14 protein-coding genes are annotated in these 17,943 nt (G+C 65.8%); 7 read left to right on the top strand and 7 right to left on the bottom strand.

All coding sequences use genetic code 11. The features are described from left to right. Window positions 1–9 precede the first annotated feature (9 nt). Together ACIGJG_RS00370 and gatB are read left to right on the top strand one after the other, a co-directional pair. A complete protein-coding gene (locus tag ACIGJG_RS00370; protein ID WP_011296262.1) occupies window positions 10–1,107 on the top strand; it encodes a dienelactone hydrolase family protein in 1,098 nt (365 codons plus the stop codon). A gap of 93 nt (window positions 1,108–1,200) precedes the next feature. Beyond that, window positions 1,201–2,658 carry an Asp-tRNA(Asn)/Glu-tRNA(Gln) amidotransferase subunit GatB gene (gatB, locus tag ACIGJG_RS00365; RefSeq protein WP_011296261.1) on the top strand — a complete coding sequence of 486 codons (1,458 nt, stop codon included), beginning with the start codon at window positions 1,201–1,203 and terminating at the stop codon, window positions 2,656–2,658. A 47-nt stretch (window positions 2,659–2,705) separates the two neighbouring features. Here gatB and ACIGJG_RS00360 read toward each other — a convergent pair whose 3' ends face one another. The 6 genes from ACIGJG_RS00360 to ACIGJG_RS00335 all read right to left on the bottom strand — a co-directional run bounded on the left by ACIGJG_RS00360 (window position 2,706) and on the right by ACIGJG_RS00335 (window position 12,687). After that, a complete protein-coding gene (locus ACIGJG_RS00360) occupies window positions 2,706–3,632 on the bottom strand; it encodes an alpha-E domain-containing protein (protein ID WP_011296260.1) in 927 nt (308 codons plus the stop codon). Between the two features lie 62 nt (window positions 3,633–3,694). After that, window positions 3,695–4,606, bottom strand: coding sequence for a transglutaminase family protein (locus tag ACIGJG_RS00355; RefSeq protein ID WP_483672635.1), 912 nt, complete (start codon window positions 4,604–4,606; stop codon window positions 3,695–3,697). Beyond that, on the bottom strand, window positions 4,603–7,290 hold the full coding sequence (locus tag ACIGJG_RS00350) for a circularly permuted type 2 ATP-grasp protein (RefSeq protein ID WP_483672634.1): 2,688 nt from the start codon (window positions 7,288–7,290) through the stop codon (window positions 4,603–4,605). The genes ACIGJG_RS00355 and ACIGJG_RS00350 overlap by 4 nt, the downstream gene beginning before the upstream one ends. A 2-nt stretch (window positions 7,291–7,292) precedes the next feature. After that, window positions 7,293–10,736: a transglutaminase family protein gene (locus ACIGJG_RS00345; RefSeq protein WP_483672633.1), complete on the bottom strand. Its 3,444-nt coding sequence runs from the start codon at window positions 10,734–10,736 to the stop codon at window positions 7,293–7,295. A 73-nt stretch (window positions 10,737–10,809) separates the two neighbouring features. Continuing rightward, window positions 10,810–11,559 (bottom strand): tetratricopeptide repeat protein, encoded by a 750-nt coding sequence (locus tag ACIGJG_RS00340; RefSeq protein WP_220631199.1) that lies wholly within the window; start codon window positions 11,557–11,559, stop codon window positions 10,810–10,812. A gap of 156 nt (window positions 11,560–11,715) precedes the next feature. After that, window positions 11,716–12,687 (bottom strand): magnesium and cobalt transport protein CorA, encoded by a 972-nt coding sequence (locus ACIGJG_RS00335; RefSeq protein ID WP_011296255.1) that lies wholly within the window; start codon window positions 12,685–12,687, stop codon window positions 11,716–11,718. 198 nt (window positions 12,688–12,885) lie between these two features. Here ACIGJG_RS00335 and minC point away from each other — a divergent pair, with 198 nt between their 5' ends. The 4 genes from minC (at window position 12,886) to ACIGJG_RS00315 (ending at window position 16,248) form a co-directional block, all read left to right on the top strand. Beyond that, window positions 12,886–13,695, top strand: coding sequence for a septum site-determining protein MinC (gene minC / locus ACIGJG_RS00330; RefSeq protein WP_041679436.1), 810 nt, complete (start codon window positions 12,886–12,888; stop codon window positions 13,693–13,695). Window positions 13,696–13,765: 70 nt separating this feature from the next. Beyond that, a complete protein-coding gene (gene minD / locus ACIGJG_RS00325) occupies window positions 13,766–14,581 on the top strand; it encodes a septum site-determining protein MinD (RefSeq protein ID WP_011296253.1) in 816 nt (271 codons plus the stop codon). A gap of 24 nt (window positions 14,582–14,605) precedes the next feature. Beyond that, a complete protein-coding gene (gene minE, locus ACIGJG_RS00320; RefSeq protein ID WP_011296252.1) occupies window positions 14,606–14,860 on the top strand; it encodes a cell division topological specificity factor MinE in 255 nt (84 codons plus the stop codon). Window positions 14,861–15,156: 296 nt separating this feature from the next. Continuing rightward, window positions 15,157–16,248: a porin gene (locus ACIGJG_RS00315; RefSeq protein WP_011296251.1), complete on the top strand. Its 1,092-nt coding sequence runs from the start codon at window positions 15,157–15,159 to the stop codon at window positions 16,246–16,248. A gap of 98 nt (window positions 16,249–16,346) precedes the next feature. Here the strand turns inward: ACIGJG_RS00315 and ACIGJG_RS00310 are convergent, their stop codons facing one another. Beyond that, window positions 16,347–17,054, bottom strand: a complete 708-nt coding sequence (locus ACIGJG_RS00310) for a response regulator transcription factor (protein ID WP_011296250.1) — start codon at window positions 17,052–17,054, stop codon at window positions 16,347–16,349. A gap of 192 nt (window positions 17,055–17,246) precedes the next feature. Here ACIGJG_RS00310 and ACIGJG_RS00305 point away from each other — a divergent pair, with 192 nt between their 5' ends. Then, window positions 17,247–17,930 carry a response regulator transcription factor gene (locus ACIGJG_RS00305; protein WP_483672632.1) on the top strand — a complete coding sequence of 228 codons (684 nt, stop codon included), beginning with the start codon at window positions 17,247–17,249 and terminating at the stop codon, window positions 17,928–17,930. Window positions 17,931–17,943: the final 13 nt, after the last annotated feature.

Below are 17,943 nucleotides of genomic sequence, written 5' to 3'. Positions count from 1 at the left end.
CCATACGCCATGCGCACCACGCCCGCCAGCCAACGCCCGCACCGACTGCACCGCCTCGCCATGCGCGTGGCCGGTGTGGCCGGCATGCTGCTGGCCGGCGCGGCGATCGCGCATACACCCGCCCCGCCCACGCCGGCGCTGGTACAGCCTGCCAACACGGCACCGCTGAGCGCGCTGACACCCGGCGCCACCACGCGCACGCCGCCGGCCACACGCGCCGCCACGCCGGCGCAGCGCGTGCTGCTGCCTGGCGAACAAGGCGCGCCGGCGCTCAACGCCTTCTGGTTCGTGCCGCGCGAGGGAAGCACGCCGCGCACGCAACCGCTGCCTGTCGTGGTCGCGCTGCACGGCTGCAACGGGCTGCTGGGCACTCGCCCCGAAACCATCCGCGTGGAAGCCGGAAACTCCGGCAACAATGCCGCCGACAGCACCGTGGACGCCGCGCCCGCGCTGCAGCAACGCTATCGCGAATACGCGCAATGGCTGGCGGAGCGCGGCTACGCCGTGCTGATGCCGGACAGCCTGTCCGCGCACGGCAGGCTGCCGGGGTGCGGCGATTCGCCGGAAGCCCGCGGCATGGACGAGCGCGTGCGCCGCACTGACGCACTGGCGGCGCTGCGCTGGGTCGCGCGCCAGCCCGGCATCGACGCTTCGCGCATCGTGCTGCTCGGCTGGTCCAACGGTGCGCAGGCCGTACTGGCCACCGTCGACGCCAGCCGCGCATGGCCGGCCGACACGCCGCAGGTAGAGCGTGCCGTGGCCTTCTATCCGGCCTGCAAGCGCGCCGTGCAACAGCACAACTTCCGGCTGCGCGCGCCGGTGCTGCTGATGATCGGCGGCGCCGACGACTGGACGCCGGCCACGCGCTGCGCCATGCTGCAGAGCGCGGTGCTCGCGCGCCAGCCAAATGCACGCTTCCGGCTCGAGATCTATCCCGGCGCCTATCACGGCTTTGACGGCACGAGCGAGCTTCACGTGCGCCGCGACGTGCTAGGCAACTCAGGCAACGCGCGCGCCGGCCGCGGCGTAACGGTCGGCGGCGATGCCGTGGCCCGCGTCGCCGCCATGGCTCAGCTCGATTCATGGCTCGCGAGCCCCGACCCCTGAGAGCGCCGGCAGTACAGACACAGACAATCGGACCGGTGCCAGCTCTGGTCCATCGCAACAGACAGAACCCAAGAACCGAACAGGAATACCGCCATGCAATGGGAAGTGGTGATCGGCCTCGAAACGCACACGCAGCTCTCGACGGCCTCCAAGATTTTCTCCGGGACCTCCACCGCCTTCGGCGCCGAGCCCAACACGCAGGCCTCGCCGGTTGACCTCGCGCTGCCGGGCGTGCTGCCTGTGCTGAACAAGGGCGCGGTAGAACGCGCCATCCAGTTCGGCCTGGCGATCGGCGCCACCATCGCGCCGCGCAGCATCTTCGCGCGCAAGAACTACTTCTACCCCGACCTGCCCAAGGGCTACCAGATCAGCCAGTACGAGATTCCTGTGGTGCAGGGCGGCAGCATCACCATCCAGGTCGAAGGCAAGAAGGGCGAGGTGTACGAGAAGACCGTGCAGCTCACGCGCGCGCACCTGGAAGAAGACGCGGGCAAGTCGCTCCACGAAGACTTCGCCGGCATGACCGGCATCGACCTGAACCGCGCCGGCACGCCGCTGCTCGAAATTGTGACCGAGCCGGACATGCGCAGTGCGGCCGAGGCCGTAGCCTATGCCAAGGCGCTGCACTCGCTGGTGGTGTGGCTGGGCATCTGCGACGGCAACATGCAGGAAGGCAGCTTCCGCTGCGACGCCAACGTCTCGGTGCGCCCCGTTGGCCAGAAGGAATTCGGCACGCGCCGCGAGATCAAGAACCTGAACTCGTTCCGCTTCCTGCAACAGGCCATCGAATACGAGGTGCAGTGGCAGATCAACGAGATCGAGGATGGCCGCAAGATCCAGCAGGCCACCGTGCTGTTCGATCCGGACACCGGCGAAACGCGCGCGATGCGCACCAAGGAAGACGCGCACGACTATCGCTACTTCCCGGACCCGGACCTGATGCCGCTTGAGATCGACGCAGCCTGGATCGAACGTGTGCGCGGTGAGCTGCCCGAATTGCCGGCGGCCATGCAAGCGCGTTTCGTTTCGCAATATGGCCTGTCGGCGTATGACGCCAGCACGCTGACGGCTTCGAAGGCGATGGCCAGCTACTACGAAGCTGTCGTCGCCGAGGTCGGTGCGGCCAATGCCAAGCCGGCAGCCAACTGGCTGATGGGCGATGTGGCGTCGCAGCTCAACCGTGAAGGCATCAGCATCGATGCCGCGCCGGTGAAGCCTTTGCAACTGGCCAGGCTGCTGGCGCGCATTGCCGATGGCACGGTGTCCAACAACACCGCCAAGAAGGATGTCTTCCCGGCCATGTGGGCAGGTGAGTCCAATGGCGATGCGGATGCGATCATCGCCGCCAAGGGACTGAAGCAGATGTCCGATACCGGCGAGCTCGAGAAGATCATCGATGACGTGCTGGCGGCCAATGCCAAGTCAGTGGAAGAGTTCCGGGCCGGAAAGGAGAAGGCGTTCAATGCGCTGGTTGGACAGGCAATGAAGGCAACCAAGGGAAAGGCTAATCCGGCGCAGGTGAATGAGTTGTTGAAGAAGAAATTGGGGTAAGCGGTTTTGGTGATGCGGCGGCGTGTGCCTGGCATGCGCCACCGCCTCTATGCCAAAAGAAAATCAGCCCGAATCCCTTCCCCCACCTCCCTGACCTTCCCAAGAAAATCCCCCAGCCACCCATGGATCCCGACGGCAAGAATGTCGTCGATACGTGCAAATCGCAATTCCGCATGCAGCCGCCCGGCCCGCCGCTCGGTATTGGCGGAATGCCGGTTCCGAATCTGCGCGAGGATCGCCACCACCTCCTGCATGCTGGCCGCGAGCGACCGCGGCATCGCAGCATTCACGATCAGCAGTTGCGCCACCCGTTCTGGCGTGATGGCCGAGCGGTAGACCTTCCGATACGTCTCCAGGCCTGACAAGGCGCGCAACACGGCTGCCCACTGATACGAGTCCTCCTGCGGAACAGGGCCGCCGGCAGGCCTGAATTTCACGTCGAGCAGTCGCGCAGTATTGTCGGCGCGCTCCAGGAACGTTCCCAGCCGCATGAAACAGAACGCTTCGTCCTTGAGCATGGTGCCGACTTCCACCCCACGCGCGAGGTGGGAACGAAACTTGACCCACTCGAAGAACGCCGGAGGATCGTGCAATGGCGCGCCGTCACTGACGAGCTGACGTGCTTCGAGCCATGTGGCGTTGATCGTTTCCCAAAGCGGCGTGGTCAACGCGCCGCGCACCGCGCGGGCGTTTTCGCGGGCGGCACGCAGGCAGGACAGGATCGACGCGTGATGGCTCTCGTCGGTCGCCATGAAGGCGATCATCGCTTCATGGTTAAGGCCACCGTGACGCTTGGCATAGTGCGGCGTCAGCTCGGTGATATCGAGCATGGCCCGCCAGCCCTGCTCGGCCGCTTCCGTACCCTGCGGCAACAGCGCGGTCTGGTAATTGACGTCCAGCATGCGCGCGGTGTTCTCCGCGCGCTCGGTGTAGCGGGCCATCCAGTACAGGTGATCGGCGGTGCGGCTCAGCATAGCGGCTCCCGTAATATTGCCCGGGATGCTTCAAGCAATTGCCTTGCCAGCTTGCCGGCCGTTCAGTCCACCGGCACCACGGTTACGCCGACATCCACGCCATGCGCGCCGCCGCCGACGATCACGCCGTGCAGCAGCGGCACGTCGCTGTAGTCGCGGCCCCACGCGAGCGTGACGTGGCGCGTGTCCGCGAGCACATTGTTGGTCGGATCGAGGTCGACCCAGCCCGCGACCGGGCAATACACCGATACCCACGCGTGCGAGGCGTCGGCGCCGACCAGCCGCTCCTCTCCAGGCGGCGGCTCGGTGCACAGGTAACCGCTCACGTAACGCGCTGCGACACCCACGGAACGCAGGCAGCCGATCATCACCTGCGCAAAGTCCTGGCACACGCCGCTGCGCTGCGCGAACGCCTGCATGGCGGGCGTATGCACCTCGGTGGATTCACTGTGATACGTGAAATCGGCATGGATGCGCCGCATCAGGTCCATGGCACCCGCCACGACGGGCACGCCTGCGCCAAAACTGGGCAACGCGTAGTCGCGCAGGCTCGGATGCAGTGCAATGTTGGGCGAGGCAAAGGCGAACTGCGTGGCAGGCTCGAACGGCTGGGCCGCGTGGAAGCGCAGCGATTGCGCCACGGTTTCCCACGGCGCGGAAGCGGACGGATCAAGCGTCTGCCAGCGCGGCGTGAGTACCACGGTGCTCGCGCACGTGAGCTGCATCTGCGTGTGCGGCACGTCGAGCATGAAATGCAGCACGCGGTTGCCAAATGCGTCGGTGCGCACGTGCTGGTGCGAGGGCACGGGCTCGATGCGCGTGTCGTGCGCGGTGACGGATTGCCAAGGCAAGTCAGGGGGCGTCGCCACGGCGCGCTGCTGCGCGTGCTCGACGGGCTGCGAATAGTGATAGGTAGTCGTGTGCAGCACGTTGAGCGTGCAGCCGCCGGTGCACGTGGACGCGACGTCGTTCACGACTCTGCCTCCGGGTTGGCGCCGGCATGGCTGAAATAGCGCGCGCTGATTTCATCGGACACGCGCCCCATGCGCTCGATGAACAGCTGGCACAGCGCCGACAACGCGGCGGGATCCCCTCCGGCTTCGCCCAACGGTTCGCACAGCGCCGCGCGCGTGGGCAGCGCGCTCGGTGCGGGGAGCAATTCCGCGAGCGGCACGCGCGTCTGCGCGCTGCCGCCTGGCGCGAGCTGTTCCAGCTTGCTGCGCAACCGTTCCAGCAACCCGTACAAGCCGCGCGGATTAGTGGGCTCAAGCACGAGCAGCTCGACCAGTGCAGCGAGGTCGGTACGACCCGGATACAACGAGCGGTACGTCAGCGTGCAATCGAACAGGTGCAGCAGCAATTCGAAGCCACTGCGCGAGCGCAGCGCGCCAGTGTCGATGGCAGTCAGCAGGAAGTTGCTCATGGTGGCCAGGCGCTCGATATGGCGGCCGATGAAGACCAGCCGCCATGCTTCGTCGCGTGACATGCGATCGCCCTGCGCGCCGTTGATGGCACCCAGCTGCATGGCGAGGTGCTCCAGCGCGGACAGCACGCGCGCACGGTCATAGCTGACGGCCCCTTCGCTCGGCGCCAGCGTAGCCTCCATCATCGCGTCGCCGAAATCGTTGCGCGCGGCCAGAATGGTGCGCCAGTGATCGTTGGACAGGCGGTTGCGGATTTCGCTGGCGGCGGCGGCGTGTGCGGCGAGGTTCTGCGCCAGTCCGGTACCGCCGCGCGCATCGGCGAGCGTCGCGACCAGGCTACGTTCGAACAGGCGCAGCGACGTCTTTGGCGAAGGCGCCTCGGCCGGAACCAGGCCGTCCCTCTCTGCAAGCTGGCCCTGCATTGACAGCGTGCCGTCGTCGGTATCGTCGCTGCTTTCGATCGAGCCGAGGATCTGGCGGCATAGCCTCACATTATTTTCGGCACGCTCGGCGTAGCGCCCGGCCCAGAACAGGTTCTCCGCCGCGCGGCTCGACACCGCGAGCGGCCGGGCCGGCGTCGGCGGAGCCAGACCGGTACGCCCTGTCAGCGGCGCGGCGGGTACAGGCTGACCGGACAGCACCCACGTGTCCGCGCTGGTGCCGCCAAGCTGCATCGATACCGATTCGAGCTGCGGCGCTGCGAGCCGGCTGAAGCCGCCCGCCATGACCTGCCAGCCGCCATTGCCATCGGCGACGGCGAACACGCGCAGCATCGCCGCACGCGAGCCGATCTGAGTCCCTTCCCAGCATGGCGTGTGTGACAGCGGCAGCGGCGGCTGCAACGTGTAGCGGTCCGGCATGCGCGCAATGCGCTCGCGCCATCCGTCGAGCGCCTGCAGGCCCAGCTCCATACCCAATGGCGGCTCGTCGGACAAGTCCGCACGGCGCGGATACGTCGGCATCACGAACGCTTCGGTCAGCGTGGAGAGGGCCTGTTCGCGCGCGGCATCCTCGCCGCACCACCAGCTCGGCACGCCGGGCAGAATCAGCGGCTCGCCGAGCAACGCTTCGGCGATGCCGGGCAGAAATCCGTGGATCGCCGGCGACTCGAGGAAGCCCGCGCCGGGCACGTTGGAAACCATCACGTTGCCTGCACGCATCGCTTCGAGTAGCCCGGGTATGCCAAGCGTGGAGTCATGGCGCAGCTCGAGCGGATCGCAGAAGACGTCGTCCAGGCGCCGCAGCACCACGTCCACGCGTTCAAGCCCGCCGAAGGTCTTGAGGTAGACCACGTCGTTGCGCACGGTCAGGTCCTTGCCCTCGACCAGCGTGATGCCGAGATAGCGGGCCAGGAAGGTGTGCTCGAAGAAGGTCTCGCTGTAGGGGCCGGGCGTGAGCAGCACGATGTGGTGACCGGTGCCGGCACTGACAGGTCCATCTCGTCCACTTCCGGCTTCTGTCGCAGCGGCGAGCGGGGCATGCGCGAGCGTGGACACCAGTTGCGCGAATGCGGGCGGTAGGCGCCGCACGTGCAGGTCGCGGAAGGCATCGGTGAACAGGCTCGAGATGATCAGCCGGTTCTCGAGCGCGTAGCCCATGCCCGAAGGCGTATCGGTGCGATGCGCCATGACGGTCCAGCCATCGTCGGTGTGCACGACGTCGACCGCGACGATCTGCAGGAAACTGCCGCCCGGCGGCTGGTAGCCGCGCAGCGGATGCAGGTAGCCCGGATGCCCGTACACGAGCCCCGGCGGCAGCAGCGCGCTCGAAAGCAGCGTCTGTTCGCCGTAGATATCGGCCAGGATCGCGTTGGCCAGGGTCGCACGCTGCGCGGCGCCGCGCTCGATCAGCTGCCAGTCCTGTTCCGTGACGAGGAACGGGAACAGCTCCAGCGGCCACGCACGCGCCGCACCCTGGTCGGCGTAGACGTTGTAGGTGACACCGTTGTCGCGGATCTGGCGCGCCATGGCCGTCGCGCGCGGCCCCAGCGTTTCCGCACTCGGTTCGCCGACTACGGTGAAGAAGCGCGCCCATGCTTCGCGCAAGCTGCCAGCGGGCAAGCGAAGTTCGTCGAGATGCCCGGCGGGAACCGGCTGCGCAAGACGTGCGGCAGCGGCAATCGCCGCTGCCGCATGGGTGGCATCGAGGTCATCAGTCGGCCGCGACAGGGGCTGGGCCAAGATTGGGTCTCCCGTTGGCGGCTGGCCTGTCCCGGCGCAGCCGCGGTGCTGCATGTCTACCCCTGGCGCAGGTCGAGCGTGAAGGGGAACTCAAGGCTGCGCTGTGGCGCCTGCGCGACGGTGCGCCCCGGTGTATGCCCGTAGGCCGAAAAGCGCGCCAGCCGCCTGCTTTCCGCCTCGTAGGCGTTGACCGGGAAGGCCTGGTAGTTGCGTCCGCCCGGATGTGCGACATGATACTGGCAGCCGCCGATGCTGCGCTCCGACCACGTGTCGACGACGTCGATGGTCAGCGGCGCATGCGAGCCGATGGTCGGATGCAGCGACGATGGCGGCGCCCACGCGCGGTAGCGCACGCCCGCGACGAATTCGCCGGCACGCCCTGTCGGCTGCAGCGGCAGAGACTTGCCGTTGGCCGTGATCACGTGCCGGCTGTCGTTCAGGCCGAGCACGCGCACTTCCATGCGTTCGACCGATGAATCCACATAGCGCACCGTGCTACCGGCGCCGCCCTCCTCGCCCATCACGTGCCAGGGCTCCAGCGCGCCGCGCAGCGTGAGCGCGAGGCCGCCTGCGGCCAGCTCGCCGATGCGCGGGAAGCGGAATTCGAAATGCGGCGCGAACCAAGCCGCATCGAACGTAAAGCCCGCGGCATTCATGTCGGCGAGCACATCGTCGAAATCCATCTGCACGAAGCTGCCCAGCATGAAGCGGTCATGCAGCGCCGTGCCCCAGCGCGTAAGCGGCGCGTGGTACGGCTCGCGCCAGAAGCGTGCGACCAGCGCGCGCAGCAGCAACTGCTGCACCAGGCTCATGCGTGCGTGCGGCGGCATCTCGAACGCACGCAATTCGAGCAGGCCGAGCCGGCCGGTCGGGCCGTCGGGCGAATAGAGCTTGTCGATGCAGAACTCGGCGCGGTGCGTGTTGCCGGTGACGTCGATCAGCAGGTTGCGCAGCACGCGATCGACGAGCCACGGCGGCACGTAGCCGTTGGTGCCGCCCTGCTCGCGTCCGGCGAGTTGACGGCGCAGTTCGGCGAAGGCTATATCGAGTTCATAGAGCTGGTCGTTGCGCGCCTCATCCACGCGCGGCGCCTGACTGGTCGGGCCGATGAAGAGGCCCGAGAACAGGTATGAGAGCGACGGGTGGTTGTGCCAGTACGTGATCAGGCTGGCCAGCAGGTCCGGGCGCCGCAGGAACGGGCTGTCGGCCGGCGTCGCCCCGCCCAGCACGAAATGGTTGCCGCCGCCGGTGCCGGTATGGCGGCCGTCGAGCATGAACTTCTCGGTCGACAGGAAACATTCGTGCGAGGCCAGGTAGAGAAACTCGGTGTGGTCAACCAGTTGCTCCCAGTTCGCGGCCGGGTGGATGTTTACCTCGATCACGCCGGGGTCCGGCGTGACCTGCAGCACCTTGAGGCGTGCATCGCGCGGTGGCGGATAGCCTTCGAGCACGATCTGCACGTTCAGCGCGGCGGCCGTGGCTTCCACGGCCTGCACCAGCGCGAGGTAGTCCTCCAGCTTTGGCAGCGGCGGCATGAAGACGTAAATCACGCCGCGCTTGTCGTCCATTTGTTCGGCTTCGATCTTTGGCCCTGCCGCGCGGGCGGGATGGCGGACTTCCACGCATAGCGCAGTACGTATCACGCCTGGTGCGGATTGGCCACGTGCGGGCTCGCCTTGTGAAGCGGCGGCCGTGCCGCCGCCCGTACCCGGGCCAGCGGCCGCACCGGCAGCTCGCCGCGCTGGCGTCGTGGCAGCCGACCGTGCCGGTGACTGTCGCCGCAGTGCTGCGGCCGCAGGCAAGGCTGCGCGCGGCGCGAACGGATCCTGCTCGAACTGCTGCACGCGGTCGGCCTCGCTGGCCCACGGCAGCGAATCGAGCGGCAGGCGATAGCCCATCGGAGAATCGCCGGGATGCAGGTAGAGGCGCTCCTCGCGCAGGTACCAGCGTCCGGTTTCCCAGCCAATTTCCACAGCGTCGTCGTTCTCGCCTTCCGCGCGCGCCAGCGGCAGCACGTAACCGGTCACACTCGCCAAGCCCGTATCAAACACACGGCGCAGGCGCACGCGCTCCATCTCGTCGTCAAGGCGCGAGGCATGCGGATCGACATTGACCGGCAGCCGCCGTTCGCGCCACAGGTAGTACCAGGCATCTTCGTAGGCCGGTTGCGCGCACGATGCGTCCACCCCAAGCCGGTCGCACAGGGTCATCATAAGGCGGCGTGCGTCGGCATCGGTGTAGTCGCCCGGGTGGCGTTCGTCGGCGAACAGGGCCGGGTTCTGCCAGCACGGCATGCCATCGGCACGCCACGCGATCGTCAGCGCCCAGCGCGGCAACTGCTCGCCCGGATACCACTTGCCCTGCCCGAAATGCAGGAAGCCGCCCGCGCCGTAACGCTCGCGCAGGCGATGCACCAGTTCGGTGGCCAGGCCGCGCTTGGTCGGGCCCAGCGCATCGGTGTTCCATTCGGCGCCGTCGCGGTCGCGCGCCGAGACGAAGGTGGGTTCGCCGCCCATGGTCAGGCGCACATCCATCGCCTGCAGGTCGCGGTCCACCGCGGCGCCCACGGCGTTCACGGCCTGCCACTGGTCTTCGGTATAGGGCAGCGTGACACGCGGCGATTCGTGAACGCGCGTGATGGTCATCGCATGGCTGAACTCCGCTTCGCACTCGTCGACGGCGCCGGTCACCGGCGCCGCGCTACCCGGCTCGGGCGTGCACGCAAGCGGGATATGCCCTTCGCCCGCGAGCAGGCCCGAGGTCGGGTCCAGGCCAATCCATCCAGCGCCGGGCAAATACACCTCGCACCATGCATGCAAATCGGTGAAATCGCGCTCGGCGCCGCTGGGGCCGTCGATGGCCTTCACATCGGGCGCAAGCTGCAGCAGGTAGCCCGAGACGAAACGCGCTGCCAGACCGAGATGGCGCAGTGTCTGCACCAGCAGCCAGCCGGAATCGCGGCATGAACCCGAGGCATTGTTAAGCGTGGTCTCCGGCGTCTGCACGCCCGGCTCCATGCGGATCAGATAGCGGATCTCGCGTTGCAGGCGCTGGTTCAGCGCGACCAGGAAATCGAGCGTGCGGCATTCGGTGCGGTCGATGCTGCCGACAAAGTCTGCAAAGCGCGGCGTCAGTTCATCGCGCACCAGATAGGGAGCCAGGTCGTGCGCGAGACCGGCGTCGTACTCGAACGGAAAGCGTTCGGCCGACGGTTCGAGGAAGAAGTCGAACGGGTTGTAGACCGACATCTCGGCGACAAGGTCGACGGTGACCTTGAATTCGGTCGTGGCCTCGGGAAAGACCAGCCGCGCCAGGTAGTTCGAGAACGGATCCTGTTGCCAGTTGATGAAATGCTGCGCCGGCTCGATGCGCAATGCGTAGGACAGGATCGGCGTGCGGCAATGCGGTGCAGGCCGCAGGCGCACCACCTGTGGCGACAGCTTCACCGGACGGTCATAGCGATAGTGCGTGACGTGATTCAGTGCGACATGTATGGCCACGGCGCCCTCCCAGGCGGTTGCTGCGATGATTGTCGCGCTGTCTCAAGCAAGACTTGTACCCTCTCGCGGCCGCTTACATCGAGCTGCCGGCCTTCGCGCGTACGGATTGCTCCAGCAGCGAGCGCAGCTTGGCCAGCGCGCCCGGATCGCCATGCGCCGCCGAGCGCGCATACCAGATCTTGGCCTGTTCGATGTCCTTGCCGACCACGCCAGGCTCGCCGCGTTCGTAGTAACTGCCAACGATGTACTGTGCACCACCGTCGCCCGCCGCGGCGGCACGGTTGTACCACTCGAAGGCCTTGGCATAGTCTCGCGGCACCCCGCGGCCGGTGAAGTAGTTGGTCGCCAGCGCCACCTGCGCTTGAATGTGGCCGCCCTGCGCGGCGCGTTCATACCAGCGGTTGGCCTCTTCGAGCGAGCGCGGCACCAACTCGCCGCGCTCGTACAGGTCACCAAAGGTGAACTGCGCATGTGTCATCTGGTTGTCAGCGGCCTTGCGCAGCCAGACCAGCGCTTCCTGCGGCTTGACGGGCGTGCCCTCGCCGCGCAGCAGCATCATCGCGTAGTTGAACTGGGCCAGCCGGTTGCCTTCCCGTGCGGCGGCGGCGAAGCCGCGCAGTGCGGTATCGAACGCGCCGGCCTCATAGGCGGCGAGTGCCTCGCGTGTCTGCGCCTGGGCCGGCTGAGCGGGGGCAGGCGCCGCGTGAATCAGCGGGTCAGGACAAAGCGCCAGCGCCAAGGCCAGCGTGGCGATGGCCAACGGACGGCGACAGGCCAGGCCGGCTGCCGCGGCGGGCCAGAGCGGGGGGCGGGCTTGAGGCATGACGAACTCCGGGATGCGCTGCGCCTTCTTGATTCCAGTGTAGGAGGCGGCGGCTCGGCCCGGAAGGCAGGCGGTAGCCCCAAGATTATTCGCGCGAATAATTACACATGCCAATGAATATCAAATAACATCCATTAAATTCATAAATCATGCACATCAAATCCATCCGGCACGATGTAGCCGTCGCCATAGCGCCCCGCAAGCGACAACCGTGACGCCGATCACGACCGGGTACGCATAGTGGAACTTCAGTTCCGGCATGAACGAGAAATTCATGCCGTAGAGGCTGAACACCACGGTCGGGATCGCGAGAATCGCACCCCAGCCCGCCAGGCGCTTGACCACCTCGTTCTGCCCCACGGTGACCAGCGCGAGGTTGACCTGGACGGCCGTGGTCAGCATTTCGCGCACGACGTCGAGTGTGCGCACGAGCCGGCTGGCGTGGTCCTCGATATCGCGGAAATAGGCGCGCAGTTCCTTGGGCACAAGGTCTTCGTGCAGGCGGATAAGCTGGCCGCACATGTCCTCGACCGGGTTCACCGAATTGCGCAGGCGCAGCACCTGCCGCTTGATCTGGTACAGCCGCTCGATCGCTGCGCGGTCGAATTCGTCGCGGAAAATGTCCTGCTCCAGCTCGGCAAAGGTATCTTCCAGGCGCGTGACGATGGGCATGTAGTGGTCGACCACGAAATCCATGAGCGCATAGAGCACATAGCCAGGGCCGTTGGCGAGCCCCTGCGGGTCGCTTTCGCAGCGCTCGCGCACCGGCGCATAGGTACTGCTGGCGCCGTGACGCACCGACACGACGTAGTTCGGGCCGACGAAGATATGCGTCTCCCCGACCACCACCTCGTCCTCGATCAGTTGCGCGGTGTTGAGCACAATGAACACCGAATCGCCGTAGGCCTCGAGCTTCGGCCGCTGGTGGGCATCAAGTGCGTCTTCGACCGCCAGGTCGTGCAGCCCGAACGACTGCTGCACCTGGCGCAGGAGGGCCAGGTCCGGCTCATGCAGGCCCAGCCACACGAACGTACCTGGCACGCTCAGCGCCTGCGGAATCTCCTTGATGCCGACCGTGCCGAGCCGCTTGCCTTCCCGGTAGGCCACACTATTGACGATCGCGCCCATGACAGCTCCGTTCTGCAGATGAAGCAATCGTAACAAGGCAGCGCCGCACGCGACCGCAAGGGACGGCCGCGCTGTCGCAGGCACCACTTGGACACGTCAGATGGATTGCGTGCAGCACCTGAGGACAAAGTCCACCCATTTGTTACAGTTCGCACCGAAGACGCAGTTAGAATGTGGCATTTCCACGGTCACCCGGCTATGTCACAGAAGAAATCGCCACGCTTCGAGCTGCGCAGTGGCAATGTAGACGCCCTCCTTCTCGCCCTCCAGACCGCCGACATGGCTGCACTGCGGGACGACCTGCTCTCCCGGTTCGAAGCCACTCCCGATTTCTTCTCCAATGACGTGATCGCGCTGGACCTGCGTGCGCTTGAAAGTGATGACGAGGTCTCGCTCGACGCGGTGATCGGCACGCTCGCGACGCTGAAGGCCCGTGCAATCGGCGTGGTCGCGCGGCCCGCGCAGCATGAGTGGGCCCAGCGCTTCGGCCTGCCGCTGCTCGACAGCCAGAGCCGCCGCGGCCTGCGCGACGCGGCCGAAGCCGCCGAGGCCGCCGAACGTGCAGAACGCGCCGCAGCCGAGGCCGCCGCTGAACAGTCCGCGCGCGACGAAGCCGCCCGCGCTGCTGCCCAGTCCGCCACCGAAGCCGCCGTCAAGGCCGCCATCCAGCAAGCCCAGACCCTCCTGATCGACAAGCCGCTGCGCTCGGGCCAGCAGGTCTACGCGCAGGGCGACGTGGTCATCATGGATGTGGTCAGCTACGGCGCCGAGGTGATCGCTGAAGGCAATATCCACGTCTATGCCCCGCTGCGCGGCCGAGCGCTGGCGGGCGTCAAGGGCAATACCAGCGCGCGCATCTTCAGCACGTGCATGGAGCCCGAACTGATTTCCATTGCCGGCATCTACCGCACGGCCGAGCAGACCCTGCCGGCCGACGTGCTTGGCAAGTCCGCCCAGGTTCGCCTGGCCGATGAAAAGCTGATCTTGGAAGCGATCCGGATGAAATGATCCGGCGGCGCCCAGCCACGAACTGAATCACTGCAGCGCAAGCTTCAACCTAATTACGGACCAAAGAGCCATGGCAAAAATCATCGTTGTGACCTCCGGTAAGGGAGGCGTCGGCAAGACCACCACAAGCGCCAGCTTTGCCGCGGGCCTGGCCCTGCGTGGCCACAAGACTGCCGTGATCGACTTCGACGTCGGCCTGCGCAACCTCGACCTGATCATGGGTTGCGAGCGCCGTGTCGTCTATGACCTGATCAATGTGGTGCAGGGCGAAGCCAACCTGAACCAGGCCCTGATCAAGGACAAGAAGTGCGAGAACCTGTTCATCCTGCCGGCCTCGCAGACGCGCGACAAGGACGCGCTGACCAAGGACGGCGTCGAGAAGGTCATCAAGGGCCTGGTCGACATGAACTTCGAGTACATCATCTGCGATTCGCCGGCCGGCATCGAATCGGGCGCGCTGATGGCGATGTACTTCGCCGACGAGGCGCTGATCGTCACCAACCCGGAAGTGTCGTCGGTGCGCGATTCGGACCGCATCCTTGGCATCCTGGCATCGAAGACCAAGCGTGCGAGCGAAGGTGGCGAGCCGATCAAGGAACACCTGCTGATCACGCGCTACAACCCGAAGCGCGTGCACGGCGGCGAGATGCTGTCGCTCACGGACATCCAGGAAATCCTGCGCATCAAGCTGATCGGGGTAATCCCTGAGTCCGAGGCCGTGCTGCATGCCTCGAACCAGGGCACGCCGGCCATCCACCTGGAAGGCTCCGACGTGGCTGACGCCTATGGCGACGTGGTGGACCGCTTCCTTGGCAAGGACAAGCCGATGCGCTTCACGGATTACCAGAAGCCCGGCCTGCTGTCCCGCATCTTCGGCAACAAGTAAAACAAGTAAGGAGGACTTATCCCCATGTCGATCCTGTCCTTCCTGCTGGGGGAAAAGAAGAAGTCGGCCTCGGTCGCCAAAGAGCGACTGCAGATCATCCTGGCTCACGAACGCACCGGCCATTCGGCGCCTGCCGATTACCTGCCGGCGCTGCAGCGCGAGCTGGTCGCCGTGATCTCCAAATACGTCAAGATCAGCGACCAGGATCTGCGCGTGAGCCTTGAGCGCCAGGACAACCTGGAAGTGCTCGAGGTCAAGATCGAGATCCCCCAGAACTGATTCACTGATCGTTCCCCCGCGCCGGCGCGCCTCTTTCAGGGCCCGCCGGCGCGTCTTCATTTGCGCCTGGCGCACCAGCAAATGCCCACTGATGCTGGTGCAACGCACCAACGCAGTATTGTGTAGCGGCCTGACAACGGATTTGCACCAAAATCCTGCTCGGTTCCGGGCTTCAGCGCGTATTTGTGTCCTTCGTTCCAGCGTTTTGTTAAATTTTCGCGGCGTTTACACGAAACGTAGACCCCGTGCCCCGTCGTGATCCGGCGGAGAACAGAACAGAACAGAAAAGGAGCACCATGAAGAAATCATCGGCCATCGTCCTCGCCGCCGGCAGCCTGCTGGCAGGTTCCGCTTTTGCACAGACTTCCGTCACGCTGTACGGTATCGCTGATGTCAGCGTTCGCTACACCACCCATGCCGACGCATCGGGTCACGGCAAGACCGAACTGACCGATGGCGCTGTGACGCAAAGCCGCTGGGGCCTCAAGGGCGCTGAAGCCCTGGGCAACAACCTGAAGGCGATCTTCCAGCTCGAAAACGGCTACAGCCTCGACACCGGCAAGCTGAACTCGGCCAACACGCTGTTCAATCGTCAGGCCTACGTTGGCCTGAGCGGTGACTTCGGCGCTGTCAAGCTGGGCCGCCAGTACACCGAAGGCTTTAATTTCTTCGGCGACTACGATCCGCTGACCATCGGTAACTACACCGCCAACGCCTGGCCGTTCTTCCTGACCCAGTTCCGCGCGAACAACGTCATGAGCTACGGCGGCAAGTTCGGCGGCCTGGACGTCGGCGCCAGCTACGGCTTCGGCGAAACCGCCGGCAGCATGACCTCCAACCAGTACTGGGGTGCCCGTGCCGCTTACTCGTATGGCCCGTTCGGCATCGGCGGCGTGTACCAGGAAATCCGTAACCAGGCTGGCGAGCGTCAGCAAATGTTCGGTGCTGCCGGTAAGTACAGCATCGGCCCGGCCAAGATCTTCCTGGGCTACCTCGGCGGCAAGGACCGCACTGGCGTGATCGACAACGGTTTCATGAACCAGTCGGCAGCCTCGACGGGCGCAGGCGCTCAGACCGCCATCACTGCTGGCGCCCTGAACAACCCGCGTAAGGACCACCTGGGTTATGTCGGCACGACGTACCAGGCCACTCCGGCCCTGGCAGTGACCGGTGCGTTCTACTACGACTACATCGAGAACAAGAACGGTATCGCCGGCAATGGCGGCCACCGTTACGCCGGCGTCCTGCTGGCCGAGTACTCGCTGTCGAAGCGTACCCAAGTGTACGGCACTGTCGACTACAACCACGTCTCGGGCGGCGCGACGACCGAACTGCCGGGCGCCAACAACCAGCTGGGCGTGGCCGCTGGTATCCGCCACATTTTCTGATCGCTCCCCGATCAGTCAGTTGTTTGGCGAAAGGCACCTTCAGGTGCCTTTTTTTATTTGGCAGACGCAGGATGACCAACCGGACCACCTGGACGTCTTCATGCCGCCTCACTCTCCGCCAGCTCCAGCCGGTACCCATGCGTATAGACCGGCGTCAGCCTGAGGCCATTCCTTGCATGCAGGCCCAGCTTGCTGCGCACGCGCGAGACATGCGTATCGATGGTGCGTGACAGCGGCGAGATCTCGCGGCCCCAGACCGTGGCGATGATGTGGTCACGCGTGACGATGCGCCCTTCATTGCGGAACAACAGCACGGCCAGGTCGAATTCCTTTGGCGTCAGGCAGATTGGATGGCCGTGGCAGGTCACCTGCCGCGCGGCGCAGTCAAACACATAGCCGGCCAGGCGCAGCGGCGCGTTGCGCGCGACGTTGTCAGGGCTGGATCGGCGCAGCACCGCCCCGATTCGTGCCGACAGCTCGGCGGCGCGGATCGGCTTGGCCATATAGTCATCGGCGCCGGCGACGAGCGCGCTGACAATGTCGGCTTCAGCATCGCGGGACGAAAGAAACATCACCGGGATGCGCCGGTCCAGGTTGCCGCGTAACCAGTTCAGTACCTCGCGCCCGGACATGCCGGGCATGTCCCAGTCAAGCAGCAGCAAGTCGAACGCGGTGTCATGCAGGGCGAGCAACAGGCGTCGGCTCTGGCTGAAGCTCACGCATTCGTATCCGGCTTCATTGACGATCCGGCGGATCAGCGCCGCGTGGACGGGATCGGCTTCCAGCGAGGCAATCGTCTTTCCCATGGTCTGTCTCTCTCAGCGTTTGCGCGAGAGGGCATTAGAAACCGCCAGCCGGGACGTCCGAATAGGATGGGCCTCAAATCGAATTCCAGCTTTCAACAATCGTTTACTTCTTGCCCCGGGCAGCGGCCCCTACCATGGGCGACTGCCATGCCGGACGACCTTCCCGCATCCGGAAGCGCCAGGAGAGACGACGTGAGAATTGCCGTATTGGAGGCCGACCCGACCCGGGCCGTCGGCATTGAACAGACGCTGCGCCTCAGTGGGCACCAGTGCACGCGCTATATCCATGGCCGGTCGCTGATCCAGGCTCTGCGGGGCGCCACTTTCGACATGTTGCTGCTCGACGGCGACACGCCGGGCATTGCGGCGCTGGACGTGCTCTCATGGGTGCGACGAACACTCGGCCATGAGTTGCCGGTAATGTTGCTGGGCGACTCCAATGAGGAAGCGCGAATCGCCAGTTGCCTCGCCGAAGGCGCCGACGCCTATCTGCGTAAGCCGGTGGGGATGGCCGAACTGTCCGCCCGCGTGATGGCGCTGCTGCGCCGCGCATGCCCGACCAGCGCGCATGGCTGCGACCTCGCCCATGGTGCTTTCCGCTTTGCCACGGCTGACCGGCGCGCCTGGGTCCACGGCAAGGCGGTGGCGCTGGCGCCCAAGGAATTCGATCTGGCCGTCCTGCTGTTCCGCAACCTGGGCTCGCTGGTGCTGCGCCAGACCATGGTCAACGAAGTCTGGCGCTATCACGTCGATGCGGCGTCGCGCACCGTGGACAGCCACCTGTCGCGCGTGCGCACCAAGCTCGCGCTGTGGCCGCACAACGGCGTGCGGCTATCGGCCGTCTATGGCCTGGGGAACCGGCTGGACCAGTTGTGAAACCCCGGTCCTG

The organism is Cupriavidus sp. C1SS-2L, from assembly GCF_057073735.1.
The sequence above is the reverse complement of the archived record's forward strand: the minus strand, read 5'-3'. Positions and strand labels throughout refer to the sequence as shown.

What these genes read in the sequence shown, in the direction of transcription:
- ACIGJG_RS00360 (WP_011296260.1), bottom strand. Translation starts at nt 3,632, where the DNA reads ATGCTGAGCCGCACCGCCGATCACCTGTACTGGATGGCCCGCTACACC.
- ACIGJG_RS00370 (WP_011296262.1), top strand. Translation starts at nt 10, where the DNA reads ATGCGCACCACGCCCGCCAGCCAACGCCCGCACCGACTGCACCGCCTC.
- ACIGJG_RS00335 (WP_011296255.1), bottom strand. Translation starts at nt 12,687, where the DNA reads ATGGGCGCGATCGTCAATAGTGTGGCCTACCGGGAAGGCAAGCGGCTC.
- minC (WP_041679436.1), top strand. Translation starts at nt 12,886, where the DNA reads ATGTCACAGAAGAAATCGCCACGCTTCGAGCTGCGCAGTGGCAATGTA.
- minD (WP_011296253.1), top strand. Translation starts at nt 13,766, where the DNA reads ATGGCAAAAATCATCGTTGTGACCTCCGGTAAGGGAGGCGTCGGCAAG.
- minE (WP_011296252.1), top strand. Translation starts at nt 14,606, where the DNA reads ATGTCGATCCTGTCCTTCCTGCTGGGGGAAAAGAAGAAGTCGGCCTCG.
- ACIGJG_RS00340 (WP_220631199.1), bottom strand. Translation starts at nt 11,559, where the DNA reads ATGCCTCAAGCCCGCCCCCCGCTCTGGCCCGCCGCGGCAGCCGGCCTG.
- ACIGJG_RS00315 (WP_011296251.1), top strand. Translation starts at nt 15,157, where the DNA reads ATGAAGAAATCATCGGCCATCGTCCTCGCCGCCGGCAGCCTGCTGGCA.
- ACIGJG_RS00350 (WP_483672634.1), bottom strand. Translation starts at nt 7,290, where the DNA reads ATGCAGCACCGCGGCTGCGCCGGGACAGGCCAGCCGCCAACGGGAGAC.
- ACIGJG_RS00310 (WP_011296250.1), bottom strand. Translation starts at nt 17,054, where the DNA reads ATGGGAAAGACGATTGCCTCGCTGGAAGCCGATCCCGTCCACGCGGCG.
- gatB (WP_011296261.1), top strand. Translation starts at nt 1,201, where the DNA reads ATGCAATGGGAAGTGGTGATCGGCCTCGAAACGCACACGCAGCTCTCG.